We start from the raw sequence: 16,037 nt of genomic DNA, 5'->3' as shown, positions 1-16,037 counted from the left end.
AAAATTATACTATAATGTAAGTCTAAAATTTAAGGATTATAACCATTAAAACGATTTTTAGAGATTTTTGTAAAGAACGCTTGAAAAGGGCTAAACCAACCAAAGATAAAGCAGTCAGGGATAAATTGGCTTGCAAGCTTTTGTTTTGGAAACTCAAAGATTATCAAAATATTTTATTGTATAGCCCGTTAGGGCATGAGCTTGACATTAGGCCTTTGATTTTGAAGTTAAGACAAAAAAATAAGCGCGTGTGGTTGCCTAAAAGCATCAAAAAAGGCGCTAATTCTTCCAAAGAGGTTTTCAGTATCGCGCCCTTTAGGTTGCCCTTAAGGCGTTTGGGGTGGTTTGATGAGCCGAGTTTATCGCGCTGTTATAAGCGAGAATTAGATTGCATTGTCGTGCCGATTTTAGGAATGGATACAAGCTTTAGGCGCGTGGGTTTTGGGCTAGGCATGTATGATAGGAGTTTGTCCCAATTATTCAAAAAGCAACTAAAACGCCCCTTAATCGTGTTTGTGAGTAGGGAATTAGCGATCGCTAATGGTATTCTTACAGACGCCTATGACATTGAAGCAAATCTTTACATGAATGCTCGTATCGTTATGAAGAATGATAAAAGGAAACATTATGAGCAGCGGGTTAATTTACATTTCATTAGAAGTCTTGGTAGCGTGTTTGATTACCGCTCTAACCATGTATTATGTGATGAAAAAGATCTATTACGCTAGAGGGCAAGCCGTTTTAAAAAGCGCTTCAGCTAAAGCCAAATTGATGGAGTTTCAAGCGAAATCTTTTGTGGAAGCTGAAGAGATGCGCATGAAAAGCCAAGAATGCAAATTGCAACAGCAATATGAAAACAAAAATTTGCAACTCCAAACCCATTTTGACAAAAAAGAAGCGCATTTGAAGCATTTAGAAGCGCAGCACAAAGAATTTGTAAGAGATGAAAAACGCTATTTAGAAAAGGAAAAAAAAGAGCTTGAAAAAGAACGCCAAATTTTAGAACAAGAAAAAGAAAATTTTAAAAAACAGCGCGCTATTTACAAAGAAGCTCAAGCCAAAGCGCTAGACGCGATGCTCAATTACATGGCTTACACTAAAGATGAAATTAAAAACATGATTTTAGAGCAATTAGAAGAAGAATTAGAAGCCCAAAAAAGTGCGTTAATCAGGCGTTATGAAAAAGAAGCCAAAGAAGAGGGCAAGAAAAAATCGTATGCCATTTTAGCGGAAGCGACAGCCCGTTTTGCGGGTAATTACGCGACAGAGAATTTAACAACTCGTATCGCTTTGCCTTGCTCAGATTATATCGGTCGTGTGATAGGCAAAGACGGGAAAAACATTGAAGCGTTTAAAAAGATTAGTGGGGTGGATATAGAATTTAGCGAAGATAGTAGCGAATTGTGCTTGTCCAGTTTCAATCTTTATCGGCGTGAAGTGGCGAGCGAGACGATTAAAATTTTAATAGAAGACGGCCGTATCCAGCCTAATAGGATTGAAGAGGTTTATCACAGAGTCGCACGCAACATGGAAAAAGAACTGCTTTCTGAAGGGGAGAGCGTGGTGTTAGAATTAGAGCTTGGGGTTATGGAAGATGAGCTTAAAATTTTAATAGGCAAAATGCGTTACCGCTCCAGTTTTGGGCAAAACGCTTTACAGCATTCTAAAGAAGTCGCTCTTTTAGCCGGCTTGATTGCAGAACAGCTTGGGGGGGATAAAAAGCTCGCCAGAAGAGCCGGTATTTTGCATGATATTGGTAAAGCGCTCACCCAAGAGCTTGGGAGAGACCATGTGAATTTAGGCGTTGAGGTGTGCAAGCGCCATAAAGAAGACCCGGTTGTGATCAATGCGATTTATGCCCACCATGGGCATGAAGAGATTTTGAGCGTGGAGTGCGCGAGCGTGTGCGCGGCTGATGCGCTTTCAGCAGGGCGTCCTGGGGCTAGAAGAAAGAGCGATGAAGAATACGCTAAACGCATGCAAGCTTTAGAAGAGATCGCGCTAGAATTTGATGGGGTGGAAAAGGCGTATGCGATGGAGAGTGGGCGAGAATTAAGAGTGATTGTCAAATCCAACCAAGTTAGGGACAATCAAGTGCCTATTATTGCCAGAAAGATCGCTAAAAAGATAGAAGAGAGCGCTCAGTATGTGGGCGAAGTGGGCGTGCAAGTGGTGCGAGAAAATCGTTTCAAAACGACCGCTACGCTCAAGCAATGATTAAGCCTTTTTCCCGCACCTTTTCCATATGCCTTTAGAAAAAACTTTATAATAGATGAATGAGCGCAAAAAAGTTTCTGATGCGATCACTACAAAAATAAATTCCACTTTAAAATGATGAATTAAAAGCAAGTAAATGGGCATGATCCTTAACCCCCATAAGCTTAGGGTGTTAATGTATAGTGAGACTTTAGAAATGCCAGCCCCTCTAAAAACTCCATCTAGCACAAAATACCCGATTAAGGGGGCTTGAGAGAGGCCCACAGCGATCAAATAAGATCGCGCCACTTCCAAGACTTCTTCATCTTGAGAAAAAAGGCTCGCGAATTCTTTAGCGAATAAGACTAAAACAATCCCTAAAACCCCCATTAAACCCATAGAGATTTTTAAAATCAAATGCGCGTATTCTGTGGCGATTTTTGGCTTGTTCGCCCCTAAATTTTGCCCTGTTAAAACCATCGCTGCGATCATAAACCCAAATCCGGGCATGAACGAAAAGGTTTCAACCCTAATGCCTATTTGCATGCCCGCTAACACTTTATCCCCATAGCTCGCTACAAATTTGGATAAGAGGATTAAAGAAAACAAGCTCAATAAGCGCTCAAACCCGGCCGGCCAACCCACTCTAAACATGGTTTTTAAAAAAGAAAAATGAAAGGTTATTTTGAATTTTAAAGGGATTTTTTTGATTTGTATCCAAAGACTAAGCGCGAGTAATTCCCAATAAGAGACAACCACATTCGCTAAAGCAGAGCCTACAATCCCCATTTCTTTAAAACCAAAATCCCCAAAAATCAAGGCTTGATTCAAAAAAATGCATGCGATGACCATGATGATTTTAACAATAAAGGGGGTTAGGGTGTCTGAAAAGCTAGCGAGCGCTGAAACTAAAACATTTTTTAAAAAAATACTCGGTAGCGCGATAACTAAGACTTCTAAATAATCTTGCGTCAATTGGCGTGAAGGATCTTGTAATTGCATCCAATTTAAAAAAGGCTCAATCAAAAAATAAGAAACAAACAGCACGCCCAAACAAATCACAAACGCCCCTATAAAAATACTGGAAAAAGCGTGATTGATTTGAGTAAAATCCCTAGCCCCCACGAGCCTAGACAGAATGGCGTTAGTGCCGGTGTATAAAATCGTATTGATGCCATAAAAAAGCATCAAAAATTGCAAGCCCACCCCTAAAGCCACGATGTGATGGTGCGAAATCTTGCCCATAAAAAAAACCGAGAGCGCGACCACCAGCACATCTAAAAAAGCATTGATTCCAGAGGGTAAGGCTAAAGAAAAGATTTTCTTAACTTGATAGATTAGCCTAATAGTAACGCTCCAAGAACTCCAAAAACAATCAAAGGGAGGTTATAGACTAAAAAAGTCGGCACGCATGTGTCATAGATATGATTGTGTTGGTTGTCTGCGTTAAGCCCGCAAGTAGGCCCCATGGTACTATCGCTAGCCGGTGAGCCTGCATCGCCTAAGGCTGCGGCTATGCCGATGAGTAAAATCGTAGATTCTATGCTGAATCCTAATTTCGCGCATAAAGGGACATAAAACACAGCGATGATAGGAATCGTGCCAAAAGAAGTCCCTATCCCCATAGTGACAAAAAGCCCTACAACAAGCATTAAAAAAGCCCCTAAAAGCTTCCCTTGGACTACGCTTGTGATCGCATTCACTAAGCCCTCTATCGCATGCACTTTTTGCAACACTTCCCCAAACCCGCTAGCCACTAACATCACAAAAGCGATAAACGCCATCATTTTCACGCTATCATCCATTAAAGAGTCTGTTTCTTTAAACTTAATGCCACGGCCTAGTAAGATAATCGCTAACGCTAAAAAGGCGGCTAAAGGCATAGAATCGGTGGCTAATTGGATCACAAACGCCACGATAATCCCTATAAAAGTCAAATAGTCATGGTAGTTTAATTGAAGCGAAGCGTAATCTTCTATATTAAAAGATTTTTCTTTGTAGCGCCTGGGTTTTTTGTATAGCGTTAATACCGCTAAAAATAGCCCAACAACCATCGCTAACCCCGCTATCCACATCACTCCTGTGATTTGCGCTATGGTGGTGCTAATGCCATTAGCTTTTAATTGCTCTAAAATGGTGGTTTGAAAAATCAAGCCAAACCCTACAGGAAGCACCAAGTAGGGGGCTTGCAAGCCAAATGTTAAAGCGCAAGCGACCGCTCTTCTATCCAATTCTAGCCGGTTCATTAAATGCAAAAGAGGGGGGATTAAAATAGGGATAAAAGCGATATGCACCGGCACTAAATTTTGCGAAAAGCATGCGATGAAAGCGATCAAAAAGCAAAAAGTGGATCGCTTGTAATCCATTAAGCCTATCAGCTTACTCAAAGCGACTTTAATGAGGTTGCTTTTAGCGATCGCTACCGCCAAAGCCCCTAAAAGGATGTAGCTTAAAGCGATGTTTAAATTGCCTTTCATGCCGTCTATCATCACATTAAAACTCTCCGTGATCCCAAGCCCTCCCATAAGTCCTGCTATGAGAGTCGCGCTAATCATAGAAAGCATGACATTGAGCCTTAAAAGGCTAAGAATGCACATGCAAATGATAGCCACAAAGGCAGGATTGCTCCATACAGAGCTATTTTCTAGCATTTTTGCTCCTTGTTAAAATGAAAATACCGCACAAAAATGATAGAATTTTTGCGCTTGTTTAGCGCAAAAAATTACACCTACCATGTTTAATCCTTTCTAACCTTAAATTTTAAATTGATTGACTGATTAAATATAGCGTTTCAACAAATCGTTATAAAAATCAATGCGTCTGTCTCTTAAAAACGGCCACATTCGGCGCACTTCTTCGGTGCGTTCTAAATCAATTTCTGCATACAAAATTTCTTCTTTATCGCTCGCTTTAGCCAAAAATTCGCCTAAAGCCCCCACCACAAAACTAGAGCCAAAAAAAGTGATACCCCCCTTAATCGCCCCACTAGGATCTAATTCTACGCCCACTCTGTTAGTCGCAATCAAAGGCAAGCCATTAGCGATCGCATGCCCTCTTTGGATGGTCTCCCATGCGTTTTGCTGGCGCTTTTTTTCTTCGTTAGAATCTTCTTCTAAAAACCCTATTGCGCTAGGATAGATTAAAATTTCTGCCCCTTTTAAAGCCATGATCCTTGCTGCTTCAGGATACCACTGATCCCAGCACACCATAAGCCCTAATTTCCCCACGCTTGTAACAATAGGCTCAAAGCCCAAATCCCCCGGCGTGAAATAAAATTTCTCATAAAACCCCGGATCATCAGGAATGTGCATTTTGCGATACACTCCAGCGATTGAGCCATCTTTTTCAAACACAACCGCGCTGTTGTGATACAACCCTTTAGCGCGCTTTTCAAATAAAGAAGCGATAAGCACCACTTGAAATTTTTGAGCTAAAGCGCTAAAAAAAGCCTTATCTTCTTCAAAATACTCGCCTAAATCAAAAAATTTAGGGTTTTCGCTCTGGCAAAAATAACTATAAGGGTTCAATTCTTGCAACACCACTAAATTGGTTTTAGGGTGTTTTTTTAGCGCTTGTTCAAGCAGGTTGGCTGTATGCTCTATAGTCTTTTTTCTAGAGCCGCAATAAGCATGCTGGAGAACGCCTGCATAAATCATTTTTCACTCTTCTTCATAATCAGAGTTATAGTCTTCATAATCGTCATCATCATAGACATTCTTATAATCATTATACTCTTCATCTTCTTCTTCAAAGCCCTCTAATTCTTCTTCTTCAAAATCTTCCAATTCGTCTTCGTAATCTTTCATTCCACTTCCTTTCATTAGTAATATTTTATTTGATAATGTCTTGCACGACTTCACTCGCTATTTGCAAACCAAAACTCGCCGTAACCGCATTAAAACTCCCAAGCTCTATGCAATGCGGGACTTCAGGGCTAAAAACCACTTTAAAATCCCCCTTAAAACGGCGCTTTTTTAAAAAATCCCTAAATTTACGCCCGAATTTATCGCCATAGCTTTCCCACACGCTCCCCACTTGGATGTGTTTAGGGTTCAAGCGTTTCGCACTCCCCATAGAGCTGATAAACTTCCCATAAGCGAAATTTTGACACTTTATCGCTAAGCTTGTTTTAATGGGCAAATCGTCCATGCAATCTAAAATGTAATCATAATCTCTAAAATTAAATGAATTTAAAAACGCTTCATCTACATGCAAATTCAAAGCTTGAATGCCCTTATAGAGATCTTGCAACACCAACACTTTAGATTCTCCTATCCTTTCTGATCCAATCTGGCGGTTTTGATTGGTAACATCAAACACATCTTTATCAATGATAGTGATTTGCCCTATCCCCACACGATACAAAGCGTCTAGCGCAAAGCCCCCAACGCCCCCCACGCCACAGATTAAAACCCTTTGTCGGCGGATTTTTTCAAAATCGTTTTTAAACAACCACCTTATGCGCGTGAATCTATCTATGGGTTCAGACAACCTTTAGCCTTCAATAAAAATAGTGCTTTTATTGTATCGTAGTTTAAAAAATCTAAGACAAAAATTTTTGAATCTTCTTAGCCTTATGCATTTGTAATTGCAGTTCTTCTTTTTCTTTTTCTAATAGTTCAATGCTTTGGGCTATCATTTCCTTAAGGCTTAAAAGCGCATCTAAATCCAAGCTTTTTATTTGCTCTAAAGAAAGGCGCTCTATCAATGAAAAGGCGAGTTTGGAATCCTTTTTAACAAGAGCGATTTTAAAGGAATCTAATAACACATCAGGCGAGTTCATCTGAATGGATTTCCCTCCAAGCTTCTAACAACCCTCTAGCCACATTCAACACCAAATCAATCTTACTCGCATCATTTTCCACATTGGCTTGCGTTAAAACTTTGATTTGATGGGTGTATAAGCCTGTAAGATACACGGCGACTTCCCCCCCTTTTTCATAGTCCAAAATATTCAACAATTCCGTGAAAATATCCGTAACCCTATTAATATAATAAATCTTTTTTTCAATGTCTTCATTCTCAATACAGCGTTTGGCTTGCGAAGAAAATCTTAAAATCCCTTCATAAAGCATTTCAATGAGTTTTGCCGGGGATTCCACACTCACTCGGTTATGCTGGTAGGCTTGATAAGCGTTAGCGTATTGCATGGGTTTAATCCTTTATCCTTTAAAATTGATGACTCTCTGTTTTTTTTAATTCTTTTTAGCCGCTGCTTGATCGATCATCATTTGCACGGAATTGAATTTTTGATTGGCTTTAGAGATTTGACTATCATAAGCCGCAAAGCGCTCCGCCATGATGTTGTAGCGGGTTTTTAAAAGCTCTTGAGCGTTTTCTTTGTCTTTGGTCAGGCTTTTAGCGTCTCTGTCTAGGGAATCTTCATAAATCTTTAATTTAGCGTTCCCTCCGTCTATGAGATTGGCGATGACTTGATTGAATTTAGAAAAAATGCCCTCTTGGTGGATTTCTCTGCCCCCCATATCCTTGCTATCGCTCCCATAGAAAAAATCTTGAGTCGCTTTAGGATTGGAATTTAAGGCGCTACTCAATTTAGCCTCATCTAAACTCATCACGCCCTTATCGTCCAAACTAAGTCCGTATTTCATCAAGCTTTCTACCCCATTATCCGTATGTACGCTATAAGAAAACACATTGTTAAGAGAAGATCGAATCGCGCGAATATCGCCCACGCCGTTAAAAATCCCAGCGATTTTAGTGTCAGCGTCATAGCGCGTGTCTTCATCTAGTTTAGGGATAAGCTCATTATAGGCTTTGACAAATTCTTTAAGGCTGTCTATAATGGTTTGATTGTCTCTGCTCACGCTGATAATGGCAGGCTTATTAGGCTCTGTGGTTTGCTCTAAAGTGATATTAACCCCGCTGATCACATCATTGACCTCATTAGTGGGGCGTGTGATGCTCACCCCATTATAAGTGAATTCTGAATCGCTCGCTTTTTGTAAATTCTTAGACATAAAAAGCGTGTCTTGTGAAGCTTCATAAGATTGCACCATGCCAGCGTTCAAACCCAAATCCTTCAAACTGGCCTTGCCTAAAGCGTCCTCGCCCTTAATGGTGAGCATTCCGGTTTTAGAATTGATCACAAGCTTGCCTTCGGCGTTTTTAAACGCACTCAAGCCTTCTTTGGAATTGATCGCTTGAATGATAGCGTCTGTGTTTTCTTCGCTGGTGTTGCTCTCTTTGGTTAAGGCTTTTAAATCCAGTTTTTGACCATTCAAGCTAATTACCCCTTCTAATTTACCCTCTTTTATCGTGCGAGAGCTTTTTAACAAATCGCTTTCTTGGGTGGCGGTTTGCAAAAACCCAAGCTCTTTAGCCTTGTTCCCTTTAATTTCAATGTTTCCCCCACGCCTGTCATTAATGATTAAAGATTCCCCCCCATGAAGAGTGTCTATGGAAATATCCCCATTAGCGATCAAATCTTTAAAATTAGGGTCATTTTCTAAAGCCTGCTCCATCGCTTTTTGGATTGCGGTGTTTTTTTGTTTGATAGAAGCGCTTTCAGGGAGCTCTAGCATGATAGGGACCTCATGCATGTTCCCATCAGCCCCCTTTAAATTCAAACTCACTTCACTCTTTCCGCTTCCATCAACCCCCAAAGAAAGGGCGTTTTTGTTAGTGAGCGTGGATTGGAGGTGTGAGCCAAAATAGATGCGGTTGTCTTCGCCGGTGTTTTTGGTATTCACCATTAATTGGTAGGGGTCATTCCCTCCTGTTTTCATCACAATGCCCATCACTTCGCCGTTGGTAGCGTCCGTGATGCTTTGAGCCACATCGCCTAAAGTCATTCCTGCTTTAATATCAACGGCGTAGTCTTTGTTTTGCGTGTAAAATTTGAGCGTGGTATCCACTTGGCTAAAAATATCATCTCTTGAAGAAAATTTCGCCCCTAATTCGTTAATATCGCCTTGCGCTAAATTTTGCACATCCACTTTAATGTCTTGAATAGGCACGCCAGCCCCCACGCTCGCACTCAACGCATCGCCTGTAACATTGCTTTTTCGGCTGATATAAGTGGAATAATCTGAAAGCGTTTTAACCGGACCTTTTAGAGCTGAAAGGAGCGTTTTAATTTCTACAAGGGCTTTTTGTTTTTCAACATTTTGCTCCATTTTCTTGTCTAAGGGGGCGATTAAAGCTTTTTCATCAGCGTCCTTAAGCTTGTCAATCACATCGTAATTCAAAACCTTACTGCCAAGCCCTAATGAGCTTAATGAACCTATTGCCATGTTTTACCTCTAATGTTTAGCCTCTCTTATCAAAGATAATGCCTATCACATCGCGCATTCTTTGCATAAGCTCCACGGCTTCTTTAGAGGGTATTTCTCTTATCACCTTATCCCCATTAGCGTCTTTGACTGAAACCACTAACCCTTTGATCGTATCGTTATAACTAAAATTAATATCCGTGCCAATGCGTTTCATTTCTTCATTCAGACGCTCGCTCAATAATTCTAGCTTGGGTTTGTATTGATCAGGGTCTATCGTTGTCTTAGATTCATCAACAGTGTTTATAGTGTTTGCGCGACTGATCTCTTTTGTGGGGGTTGTTTGAACGCTTGTGTGAGATGTGGGAATCCCAATCCCTTGAACTTCATTGACCATAAAAACCTCCAAATTTTTCCATGCCTACAAGTATAATGATTTCTTTGTTTGCATAAGCTCTTTAGCCAATATCGGCAATAAAAATGATTTGTTTAATTGCGCGCGATGAGTTCTAAGGGGTTGATGTGTTTTTCTTTCATGGTTACTTCAAAGCCCAAGCGCTGCTCAATGCGCCCTAAAACATAGCCTTTTTGGATCCGCATGCCGCTTTTAATGGTGGGGGCGATTTTATCCAATTGAGAATAAATCGTGCGGATGCCGTTTTTATGCTCAATGATAACGACTTTTTTAAGCATGTTGATTTCTTTAGCGAACACGATTTTCCCGTCTAAAACATTACGCACCAAAGCGTTCGGGGTTTTTGACACTAGCGTGATAGACTCGCTAAAAATTTTTAAATTATAAACCGGATCAATATAGGGACCAAATTTTTGCACCACTTCATAATCATTCAAGGGAGCGATCGTTTTTGGCCCGTTATAGCTCGTGGTGTTGATGTTTTGATAAGAGCTAGCCACTTGTTTGACTTCTAAGGCTTGAGAAGATTTTTTCAAACTGACTTTTTCTTCATTTTCTCTATTTTGTTTGATGATATTCAAGCGTTTTAAAAGGGCGTTTAAATTCTGGCGCTCTTTTTCTAAAAGGGTTAGCCGTTGGTTATAGATCGCATAGTCTTTTTGCATGCTCAAAATGAGCTTATTTTGTTCGGTTTGCAAGGATTTTAAGGTTGCTTCACGATTTTTTTGCTCATCTATGACAGAGGAGATTTTTTGAATGCTGTTTTTGACTTTTAAAGCTTGCGTATTGAGATCTTTTTCTTCTTGGCTCAATTGCGACATTTTAGACAGGGTGCTTTGGTGCAAGTTTTCAAACGCTACTTGTAAAATCACATCATTAGAAGAGGCTAAATTCTGCCCCTTTAGGGCTTGTGAGAAAAGAAAATCCTCTAAAAGCGTATCAAACACCCTCTTTTGTAAAAATGATCGTTGTTTTTGCAAATAATCTAAAGACTTGCGGTAGTTGGTTAGGACTTTTTCTTGTGCCAAACTTTCGTTACGATTTTTTTCAAGACTCTTTTTTAAGGCAACCATTTGGCGCTCAATTTCCGCTTTTTGAAGCTCTTTAGAGCGGATCGCTTCGCCCAAAGAACTCAAACGGCTGTTTAGTTGGTTTTTTTCTTCATGGGTTTTTTTCAAAAGGGTTTCTTTGTGTTGGATATCTTTAGCAATATCGCTCACTTTTTGCGTGTTAGCCAATAGTAAGGTGGCTAATAAAAATATTCCTAATTTATACACGTCTAGTCCTCCAAGCTACAAGTAAAACAGAAACAAATGAGACCACAAGGCTAAAAAGCAGTCCCCATAAAAAATGGTTTAAAACAAACGCACCTCCTATAATACCCAAAGTATCCATCGTTTTTTCAAAACCTTTTTGCGAAGTGATATAAAGCATGAGCATGGGGGCTAAAAAACTAGCGATTAGAGAATCCATTAAAGCTATTTTATACAAAAACCCGTTTTTAAAAGACACCGAAGCCCCTAATAAATCCATAATCTCCAACCTCTCATGGTATTGATAGATCCAGATGCGGACTTGCTTAAACATCAATAAAACCGATAAAACAAAGACCACTAACGCAAAGATATAGACCGCTGCTTTAATAAAACTCAAGAGATCATACACTTGCATGTAAGTTTTGGCAAAGACTTCAACTTTTTGAACGCCAGGGATTTTGAGCAATTTTTCTTTAATGTTTTCTAAACGCTCTTGAGTGGGGAATGTGGAAAGTTGTAAAGAATAAAAAAAGGGTAAATTTTTTTTTAATTCCTTAAGCCCGTCTGTGCCTAAAGTTTTTTGAAGAGGTTCTAAAGAATAATTAGGATCAATTTCTTTTAACGCTATAATTTCGCTAAAATTTTGACGCAACAATTCCAAGCTTAATTTTTGCGTGCTGGCTAACACGACTGAATAATCTTCAATCAATTTTTTTTCTTTCTGTTCGATCGCTTGATTGATAAATAACACACACTCCAAGCTAAACAATAACGCTACTAGGGGAATGATAAAGGCTAAATGCTTTTTAAGAGTATTCATAAACTTCCCCATCTTCTATGTAAAATTTCCGGTGATAAGCGCTAAAATTTTTAGGGAATTTGTGCGTAACCACCACGATCGTAGCGTTTAATTGCGTGTTCATGCCCCTTAACAGACTCCAGATTTTATCGCTAGAATAATCGTCTAAATTCCCCGTAGGTTCATCGGCTAAAATGAGTTCAGGGCAGTTCGCCATAGCCCTAGCCATAGCCACTCGCTGTTGTTCGCCCCCACTGAGCTCTTTAGGGTAGCGGTTAGCCTTATGGCGTAAATCAATATGCCCTAAAAGTTTTTCTAGCTGCAAGTGGCATTCTTCTTTTTTAACGCCACAAATCACCATAGGCAGTTTGATGTTTTGCTCAATCGTGTAATCTTGGATCAATTTATAATCTTGGAAAACCACGCCAATATTTTTACGCAAATCTAAAATCGTTGATTTTGAAGCGTTATTCATGTTGATATTACAAACTTCTAATTTACCGCTAAAAAGTTTTAAATCCCCATAGAACGAACGCAAAAGCGTGCTTTTACCGCTCCCGCTAGGCCCTGAAATGAACACAAAATCCTTCCGTTTGATGCGCAAATTAGCATGCTTGATGACCGGTTCGTTTTGCTGGTATTGTAAGCATAGATTATTCGCTGCGATGATCACACTCATCCAATTCCTTTTGGCTTAGGATATTTTGAAGTAAAAGATGCGCTTTGTGGTTGTTTAAGGTTTTTAAGGGGCTTTTATTGAGGTAAAAAATCTGATTTTCTGCCAATAAAACAAATAAACGCACAGGCCAATCAAAATCCCCCATACTCAATTCCACTAAAAAATCCCCCTTATTCTCATAAATATTACAAACATGCACAAAATACCCCTCTTGGATGATTTTTGGGGTTTTTAAAATCGTTCCAACGCTCTTTTTACTCATTGTTATTGTATCAAAAGAAAAATCAAATGCATGGTTATCAAAAGGGGTTTCATCCAATTCTAAAGAATAAATTCTTAAATCATAAATATCTTTTTTGAGTTTATTCCAACGCGCTTCATACTTGCTGATAACCGGGATTTGAGCGTTTTTTTTGATTTCTACCTCGCATTGAAAGTTTTTTAGGGCTAATTTTAGGCTGTCTTCAAAATAAAGGCCATCATCGGTTCGTAATTCCAAAAACCCTCTAGGCTTTAAAACCCTTAAAGCTTCGTTTAAAAACTTTTCGCTTAGCACCCGGCGGTGTTTTTTCTCATTCCATGGCACAGGGAAATGCACAAAAATTTTCTCGCACCTGTGATTTGGCATGCTTTCTAAAACCAAACGGCCATCGCCTTGTAAGATATGCAGATTCTTTAGATCCAACAATTCAATTTGCTTTAACGCTTGCGCGATAGAGGGGGTGTGAATCTCTATCCCTAAGCATGTTTTAGTGGGGTTTTTTTTGGCTAATTCTATCAAATGCCTCCCGCTCCCAAAACCAATTTCTATTAAAATAGGGGCTTGATTGTTTTGGATAAAATCTTCAAAAGCCTCTAAATCAAGGGCTTTTTTTTGGCTCGCATGTTTAGAATTTTCTTGCAAATTATGCGAAATGACTTCAAAAGATTGCGAATAAATCCTTAAAGCTTGTTTTAAAATCTCTCGTTTTAAAGGCGTGGCTTTTTCGCTTTTGATCAAAAAATCACCCGCTCGCCGGATTTTTTGCAATAAAAAAATGCGATCCTTGAAACTCGCATACACACAGCTTTTAGTGGGGTGTTTTAAGCTTAAAAATTCCTTATGAAAACAAAAATTCCCCCTTATTAAGGGGTATTCTAAAGGCTTGGAGTCTAGCTTGGCTAAAAAATGGGGCATTAAAACCCTTTTAGCGCTCTAAAAACAAACGCACTTCTTTGCTTGGGTGCGACTCTAAACCATCTTTATCCACGCTCACCACTTGATAGCGGTAAGCCACGCCCACTTTCATGTCCTTATCCACGAATTGGTTTTTGGTGATATTCCCAAAGCGCAAAGGGGTTTTAGAATTGGCTTCAAAACGATACACCGCATAAGTGGCTATTTTAGCGCTTGGGTTATTTTCCCATTGGATGAAAGCTGAAGAGTCTTGAATAGTCCCTTTAGTGATGATAGGGGCTTCGGGTCTGTCAGCGGTCTCACCCATGGCAGGCTCTTTGGGTAATGCCCCTTCAAGATGCGTTTTATCAAGGGCGACGACTTTGTAATAGCGCATGAGGTTGTCTTTTTCTATCTTATCCACATAGGAAGTGTTAGTGGTTTGAGCGATGAATTTGTATTTATCGTTGCGGTTATTGGAAGCGTAAATGCGATAAGCTATCACATCTTCTTCTGGGGATTTATCCCAACTCAATTCAATGTGTCGTGTGAGGTTTTGGCTCACTCTAATATTAGTGATTTCTTTGGGTAAGTCTTTGGTTTTCCCCTCCACTATGACGCTAGGCCTGGATTTATCCCCCATGAAATTTTCAGCGACGACTTGGTAGCGGTATTTTTGCCCATCTTCTAAATCTTTATCAAAAAACTCCACAAACAAGCGGTTTTTTACAGCCCCTACATTTAAAAATTTGCCGTCTTTATTCTGCCTTTGAATGATGTATTTAGAAACGCTGGGATTTGGGTGCGGGCTCCAAAAGACTTTCACGCTTTTAGGGTATTCAAGGCTTGCGAACACGCTTTCTACGGGATTGATAAAAGAGGTTTTTACTAAAATGGGGTCTGAAAGGTTAGAGATTTTATCGCCCTTGTAAGTAGCGAGTTGGTAAGTGTAAGAACTCTCTGTTTCTAGCCCCTCATCATAATAGTGGGTCGCATAAGGGTTTTTAATCGTGGCGATTCTTTTAAGTTTGGAGTCTTTTTTCAAACGATACAAAATAAACCCATCAATGTCATAAGTATCAGCGATTTTAGGCCATTCAAAGCCCACTGAACTCACATCGTTAATCGTTTTAATGGAATGGACTACCGGAAGCTTAGTGTCTATATTTTCTTGATTATTAAGGGCTGAAAAAGTATGATTCCTGGTAGAAGAACACCCTATAAAAACCGCTAATACCACACTACTTTGCAATAAAAGCGTGAAGTATTTTTTCTTCATCCAAGACCTCATCTAAATTCTCCTTGTCAAAAACTTTTTTAAGGTATTCTAACATATCCTTTAATAGGGGAACTTTAAAGCGCAGTTTTTGCTCGCTTCTGGGGTGTTTGAACTCTATCAAATAGGCATGCAGCATGATTCTTATTTCTTCTTTAGGAAGCACTTCATTAAGCCCGTAAAGATTATCGCCGATGATGTGTCTGTTCAAATATTCTAAATGCGCTCTGATCTGGTGTGTGCGCCCAGTGAATAGTTTAGCCCCTATCAAATCCATGCCATTTTGAGAAGTCAGCAAGCTAGTAAATTCGCTTTTAGAATAGCGGCTTTTTTCTTTTTTAGCCGCTTTGAGCGCTATCATTTTTAAGCGGTTATTGGGGTTTCTTGTCAAATAGCATTCCACGCTCATTTTTTCTTCTTTTAAGGGCATTGAAAGCAAGGCGATATAATAGCGCCCCATCATTTTAGTTTTGAGTTGCTCGCTCAAATGAACATGGGTAAAATTGTTTTTAGCGATGACAATCCCTCCGCTCGTGTCCTTATCCAAACGATGCACAATCCCGTAGCGCTCTTTTGAGCCAAGATTGGAAAGCTCGTAATTTTGAGATTTTAACCAATCCACTAAAGTAGGCTCTTTCACGCTTGGGGCTTTATGGACGACTAGATTAGGGGGCTTGTTCAACACCAACAAATCTTCATCTTCAAAAATGACTTCTATTTCTAAATCAAGCTCTTTTTTTAAGGGTTTGGGCGCGATTTTGGGCGTTAAAAGCGTGATTTCATCGCCCTCTTTTAAAGCTAGCCCCCCTTTTTTGACCTCCTTTTTTTGACAAAACACTAGCCCTTCTTTAATCAAATTCAATACTTGGTTTTTAGAAATTTGCAATTCTTTGGCTAAAAATTCATCAATGCGTTTGTAATGGGTAGGGGCGATGAAAACTTTTTGCATTCAAACTCTTTTTTGCATTTTTAAAAACCATTATTCTACTCAAAACCTTAAAAAAATCCTATTTCATTATTTTAATACG

The 16,037-nt window shown here is 39.5% G+C and carries 17 protein-coding genes; 2 read left to right on the top strand and 15 right to left on the bottom strand.

Annotated features, from left to right (window positions below; all coding sequences use genetic code 11):
* Positions 1 to 53 precede the first annotated feature (53 nt).
* Positions 54 to 728, top strand: coding sequence for a 5-formyltetrahydrofolate cyclo-ligase (locus EAL04_RS02580; protein ID WP_120973080.1), 675 nt, complete (start codon positions 54 to 56; stop codon positions 726 to 728).
* Positions 706 to 2,217, top strand: a complete 1,512-nt coding sequence (gene rny / locus EAL04_RS02575; protein ID WP_240454677.1) for a ribonuclease Y — start codon at positions 706 to 708, stop codon at positions 2,215 to 2,217. Before EAL04_RS02580 ends, rny begins: the two co-directional genes overlap by 23 nt.
* Here rny and EAL04_RS02570 read toward each other — a convergent pair whose 3' ends face one another.
* From EAL04_RS02570 to EAL04_RS02500, 15 genes are all read right to left on the bottom strand, one after another.
* On the bottom strand, positions 2,218 to 3,534 hold the full coding sequence (locus EAL04_RS02570) for an MATE family efflux transporter (RefSeq protein WP_276205513.1): 1,317 nt from the start codon (positions 3,532 to 3,534) through the stop codon (positions 2,218 to 2,220).
* Positions 3,534 to 4,847 (bottom strand): Na+/H+ antiporter family protein, encoded by a 1,314-nt coding sequence (locus EAL04_RS02565; protein WP_120973074.1) that lies wholly within the window; start codon positions 4,845 to 4,847, stop codon positions 3,534 to 3,536. Before EAL04_RS02565 ends, EAL04_RS02570 begins: the two co-directional genes overlap by 1 nt.
* Before the next feature lie 126 nt (positions 4,848 to 4,973).
* Positions 4,974 to 5,852 carry a carbon-nitrogen hydrolase gene (locus EAL04_RS02560; protein WP_000638536.1) on the bottom strand — a complete coding sequence of 293 codons (879 nt, stop codon included), beginning with the start codon at positions 5,850 to 5,852 and terminating at the stop codon, positions 4,974 to 4,976.
* Positions 5,853 to 5,855: 3 nt separating this feature from the next.
* Entirely contained in the window at positions 5,856 to 6,002 is a 147-nt protein-coding gene (locus EAL04_RS02555) for a hypothetical protein (protein ID WP_000656207.1), read from the bottom strand.
* 25 nt (positions 6,003 to 6,027) lie between these two features.
* Entirely contained in the window at positions 6,028 to 6,687 is a 660-nt protein-coding gene (locus EAL04_RS02550; protein ID WP_162981431.1) for a tRNA threonylcarbamoyladenosine dehydratase, read from the bottom strand.
* A gap of 52 nt (positions 6,688 to 6,739) precedes the next feature.
* Positions 6,740 to 6,979, bottom strand: a complete 240-nt coding sequence (locus tag EAL04_RS02545; RefSeq protein WP_120973072.1) for a hypothetical protein — start codon at positions 6,977 to 6,979, stop codon at positions 6,740 to 6,742.
* Positions 6,966 to 7,346 carry a flagellar export chaperone FliS gene (gene fliS / locus EAL04_RS02540; RefSeq protein WP_001199081.1) on the bottom strand — a complete coding sequence of 127 codons (381 nt, stop codon included), beginning with the start codon at positions 7,344 to 7,346 and terminating at the stop codon, positions 6,966 to 6,968. Before fliS ends, EAL04_RS02545 begins: the two co-directional genes overlap by 14 nt.
* Before the next feature lie 45 nt (positions 7,347 to 7,391).
* Positions 7,392 to 9,449, bottom strand: a complete 2,058-nt coding sequence (gene fliD, locus EAL04_RS02535) for a flagellar filament capping protein FliD (protein WP_162982464.1) — start codon at positions 9,447 to 9,449, stop codon at positions 7,392 to 7,394.
* 16 nt (positions 9,450 to 9,465) lie between these two features.
* Positions 9,466 to 9,825 carry a FlaG family protein gene (locus EAL04_RS02530; protein ID WP_001918249.1) on the bottom strand — a complete coding sequence of 120 codons (360 nt, stop codon included), beginning with the start codon at positions 9,823 to 9,825 and terminating at the stop codon, positions 9,466 to 9,468.
* A gap of 92 nt (positions 9,826 to 9,917) precedes the next feature.
* Positions 9,918 to 11,120: a murein hydrolase activator EnvC family protein gene (locus EAL04_RS02525; protein ID WP_120973070.1), complete on the bottom strand. Its 1,203-nt coding sequence runs from the start codon at positions 11,118 to 11,120 to the stop codon at positions 9,918 to 9,920.
* Positions 11,113 to 11,919: an FtsX-like permease family protein gene (locus EAL04_RS02520; RefSeq protein WP_120973068.1), complete on the bottom strand. Its 807-nt coding sequence runs from the start codon at positions 11,917 to 11,919 to the stop codon at positions 11,113 to 11,115. The genes EAL04_RS02525 and EAL04_RS02520 overlap by 8 nt, the downstream gene beginning before the upstream one ends.
* Positions 11,906 to 12,577 (bottom strand): ABC transporter ATP-binding protein, encoded by a 672-nt coding sequence (locus tag EAL04_RS02515; RefSeq protein ID WP_000111070.1) that lies wholly within the window; start codon positions 12,575 to 12,577, stop codon positions 11,906 to 11,908. The genes EAL04_RS02520 and EAL04_RS02515 overlap by 14 nt, the downstream gene beginning before the upstream one ends.
* Positions 12,552 to 13,754, bottom strand: a complete 1,203-nt coding sequence (trmB, locus tag EAL04_RS02510; RefSeq protein WP_120973066.1) for a tRNA (guanosine(46)-N7)-methyltransferase TrmB — start codon at positions 13,752 to 13,754, stop codon at positions 12,552 to 12,554. Before trmB ends, EAL04_RS02515 begins: the two co-directional genes overlap by 26 nt.
* A 10-nt stretch (positions 13,755 to 13,764) precedes the next feature.
* A complete protein-coding gene (locus EAL04_RS02505) occupies positions 13,765 to 15,012 on the bottom strand; it encodes a fibronectin type III domain-containing protein (RefSeq protein ID WP_162982468.1) in 1,248 nt (415 codons plus the stop codon).
* Positions 14,975 to 15,958, bottom strand: coding sequence for an RluA family pseudouridine synthase (locus EAL04_RS02500; RefSeq protein ID WP_120973062.1), 984 nt, complete (start codon positions 15,956 to 15,958; stop codon positions 14,975 to 14,977). Before EAL04_RS02500 ends, EAL04_RS02505 begins: the two co-directional genes overlap by 38 nt.
* Between the last annotated feature and the right edge of the window lie 79 nt (positions 15,959 to 16,037).

It is taken from the genome of Helicobacter pylori, assembly GCF_003638305.1.
GTDB lineage: Bacteria > Campylobacterota > Campylobacteria > Campylobacterales > Helicobacteraceae > Helicobacter > Helicobacter pylori_DJ.
Note: the sequence above shows the minus strand (reverse complement) of the source record. Positions and strands in the feature narration are given on the sequence as shown.

Coding starts and splice junctions, on each gene's coding strand:
- rny (WP_240454677.1), top strand. CDS start 706: ATGAAAAAGATCTATTACGCTAGAGGGCAAGCCGTTTTAAAAAGCGCT.
- EAL04_RS02565 (WP_120973074.1), bottom strand. CDS start 4,847: ATGCTAGAAAATAGCTCTGTATGGAGCAATCCTGCCTTTGTGGCTATC.
- EAL04_RS02560 (WP_000638536.1), bottom strand. CDS start 5,852: ATGATTTATGCAGGCGTTCTCCAGCATGCTTATTGCGGCTCTAGAAAA.
- EAL04_RS02555 (WP_000656207.1), bottom strand. CDS start 6,002: ATGAAAGATTACGAAGACGAATTGGAAGATTTTGAAGAAGAAGAATTA.
- EAL04_RS02545 (WP_120973072.1), bottom strand. CDS start 6,979: ATGAACTCGCCTGATGTGTTATTAGATTCCTTTAAAATCGCTCTTGTT.
- fliS (WP_001199081.1), bottom strand. CDS start 7,346: ATGCAATACGCTAACGCTTATCAAGCCTACCAGCATAACCGAGTGAGT.
- fliD (WP_162982464.1), bottom strand. CDS start 9,449: ATGGCAATAGGTTCATTAAGCTCATTAGGGCTTGGCAGTAAGGTTTTG.
- EAL04_RS02530 (WP_001918249.1), bottom strand. CDS start 9,825: ATGGTCAATGAAGTTCAAGGGATTGGGATTCCCACATCTCACACAAGC.
- EAL04_RS02520 (WP_120973068.1), bottom strand. CDS start 11,919: ATGAATACTCTTAAAAAGCATTTAGCCTTTATCATTCCCCTAGTAGCG.
- EAL04_RS02515 (WP_000111070.1), bottom strand. CDS start 12,577: ATGAGTGTGATCATCGCAGCGAATAATCTATGCTTACAATACCAGCAA.
- trmB (WP_120973066.1), bottom strand. CDS start 13,754: ATGCCCCATTTTTTAGCCAAGCTAGACTCCAAGCCTTTAGAATACCCC.
- EAL04_RS02505 (WP_162982468.1), bottom strand. CDS start 15,012: ATGAAGAAAAAATACTTCACGCTTTTATTGCAAAGTAGTGTGGTATTA.
- EAL04_RS02500 (WP_120973062.1), bottom strand. CDS start 15,958: ATGCAAAAAGTTTTCATCGCCCCTACCCATTACAAACGCATTGATGAA.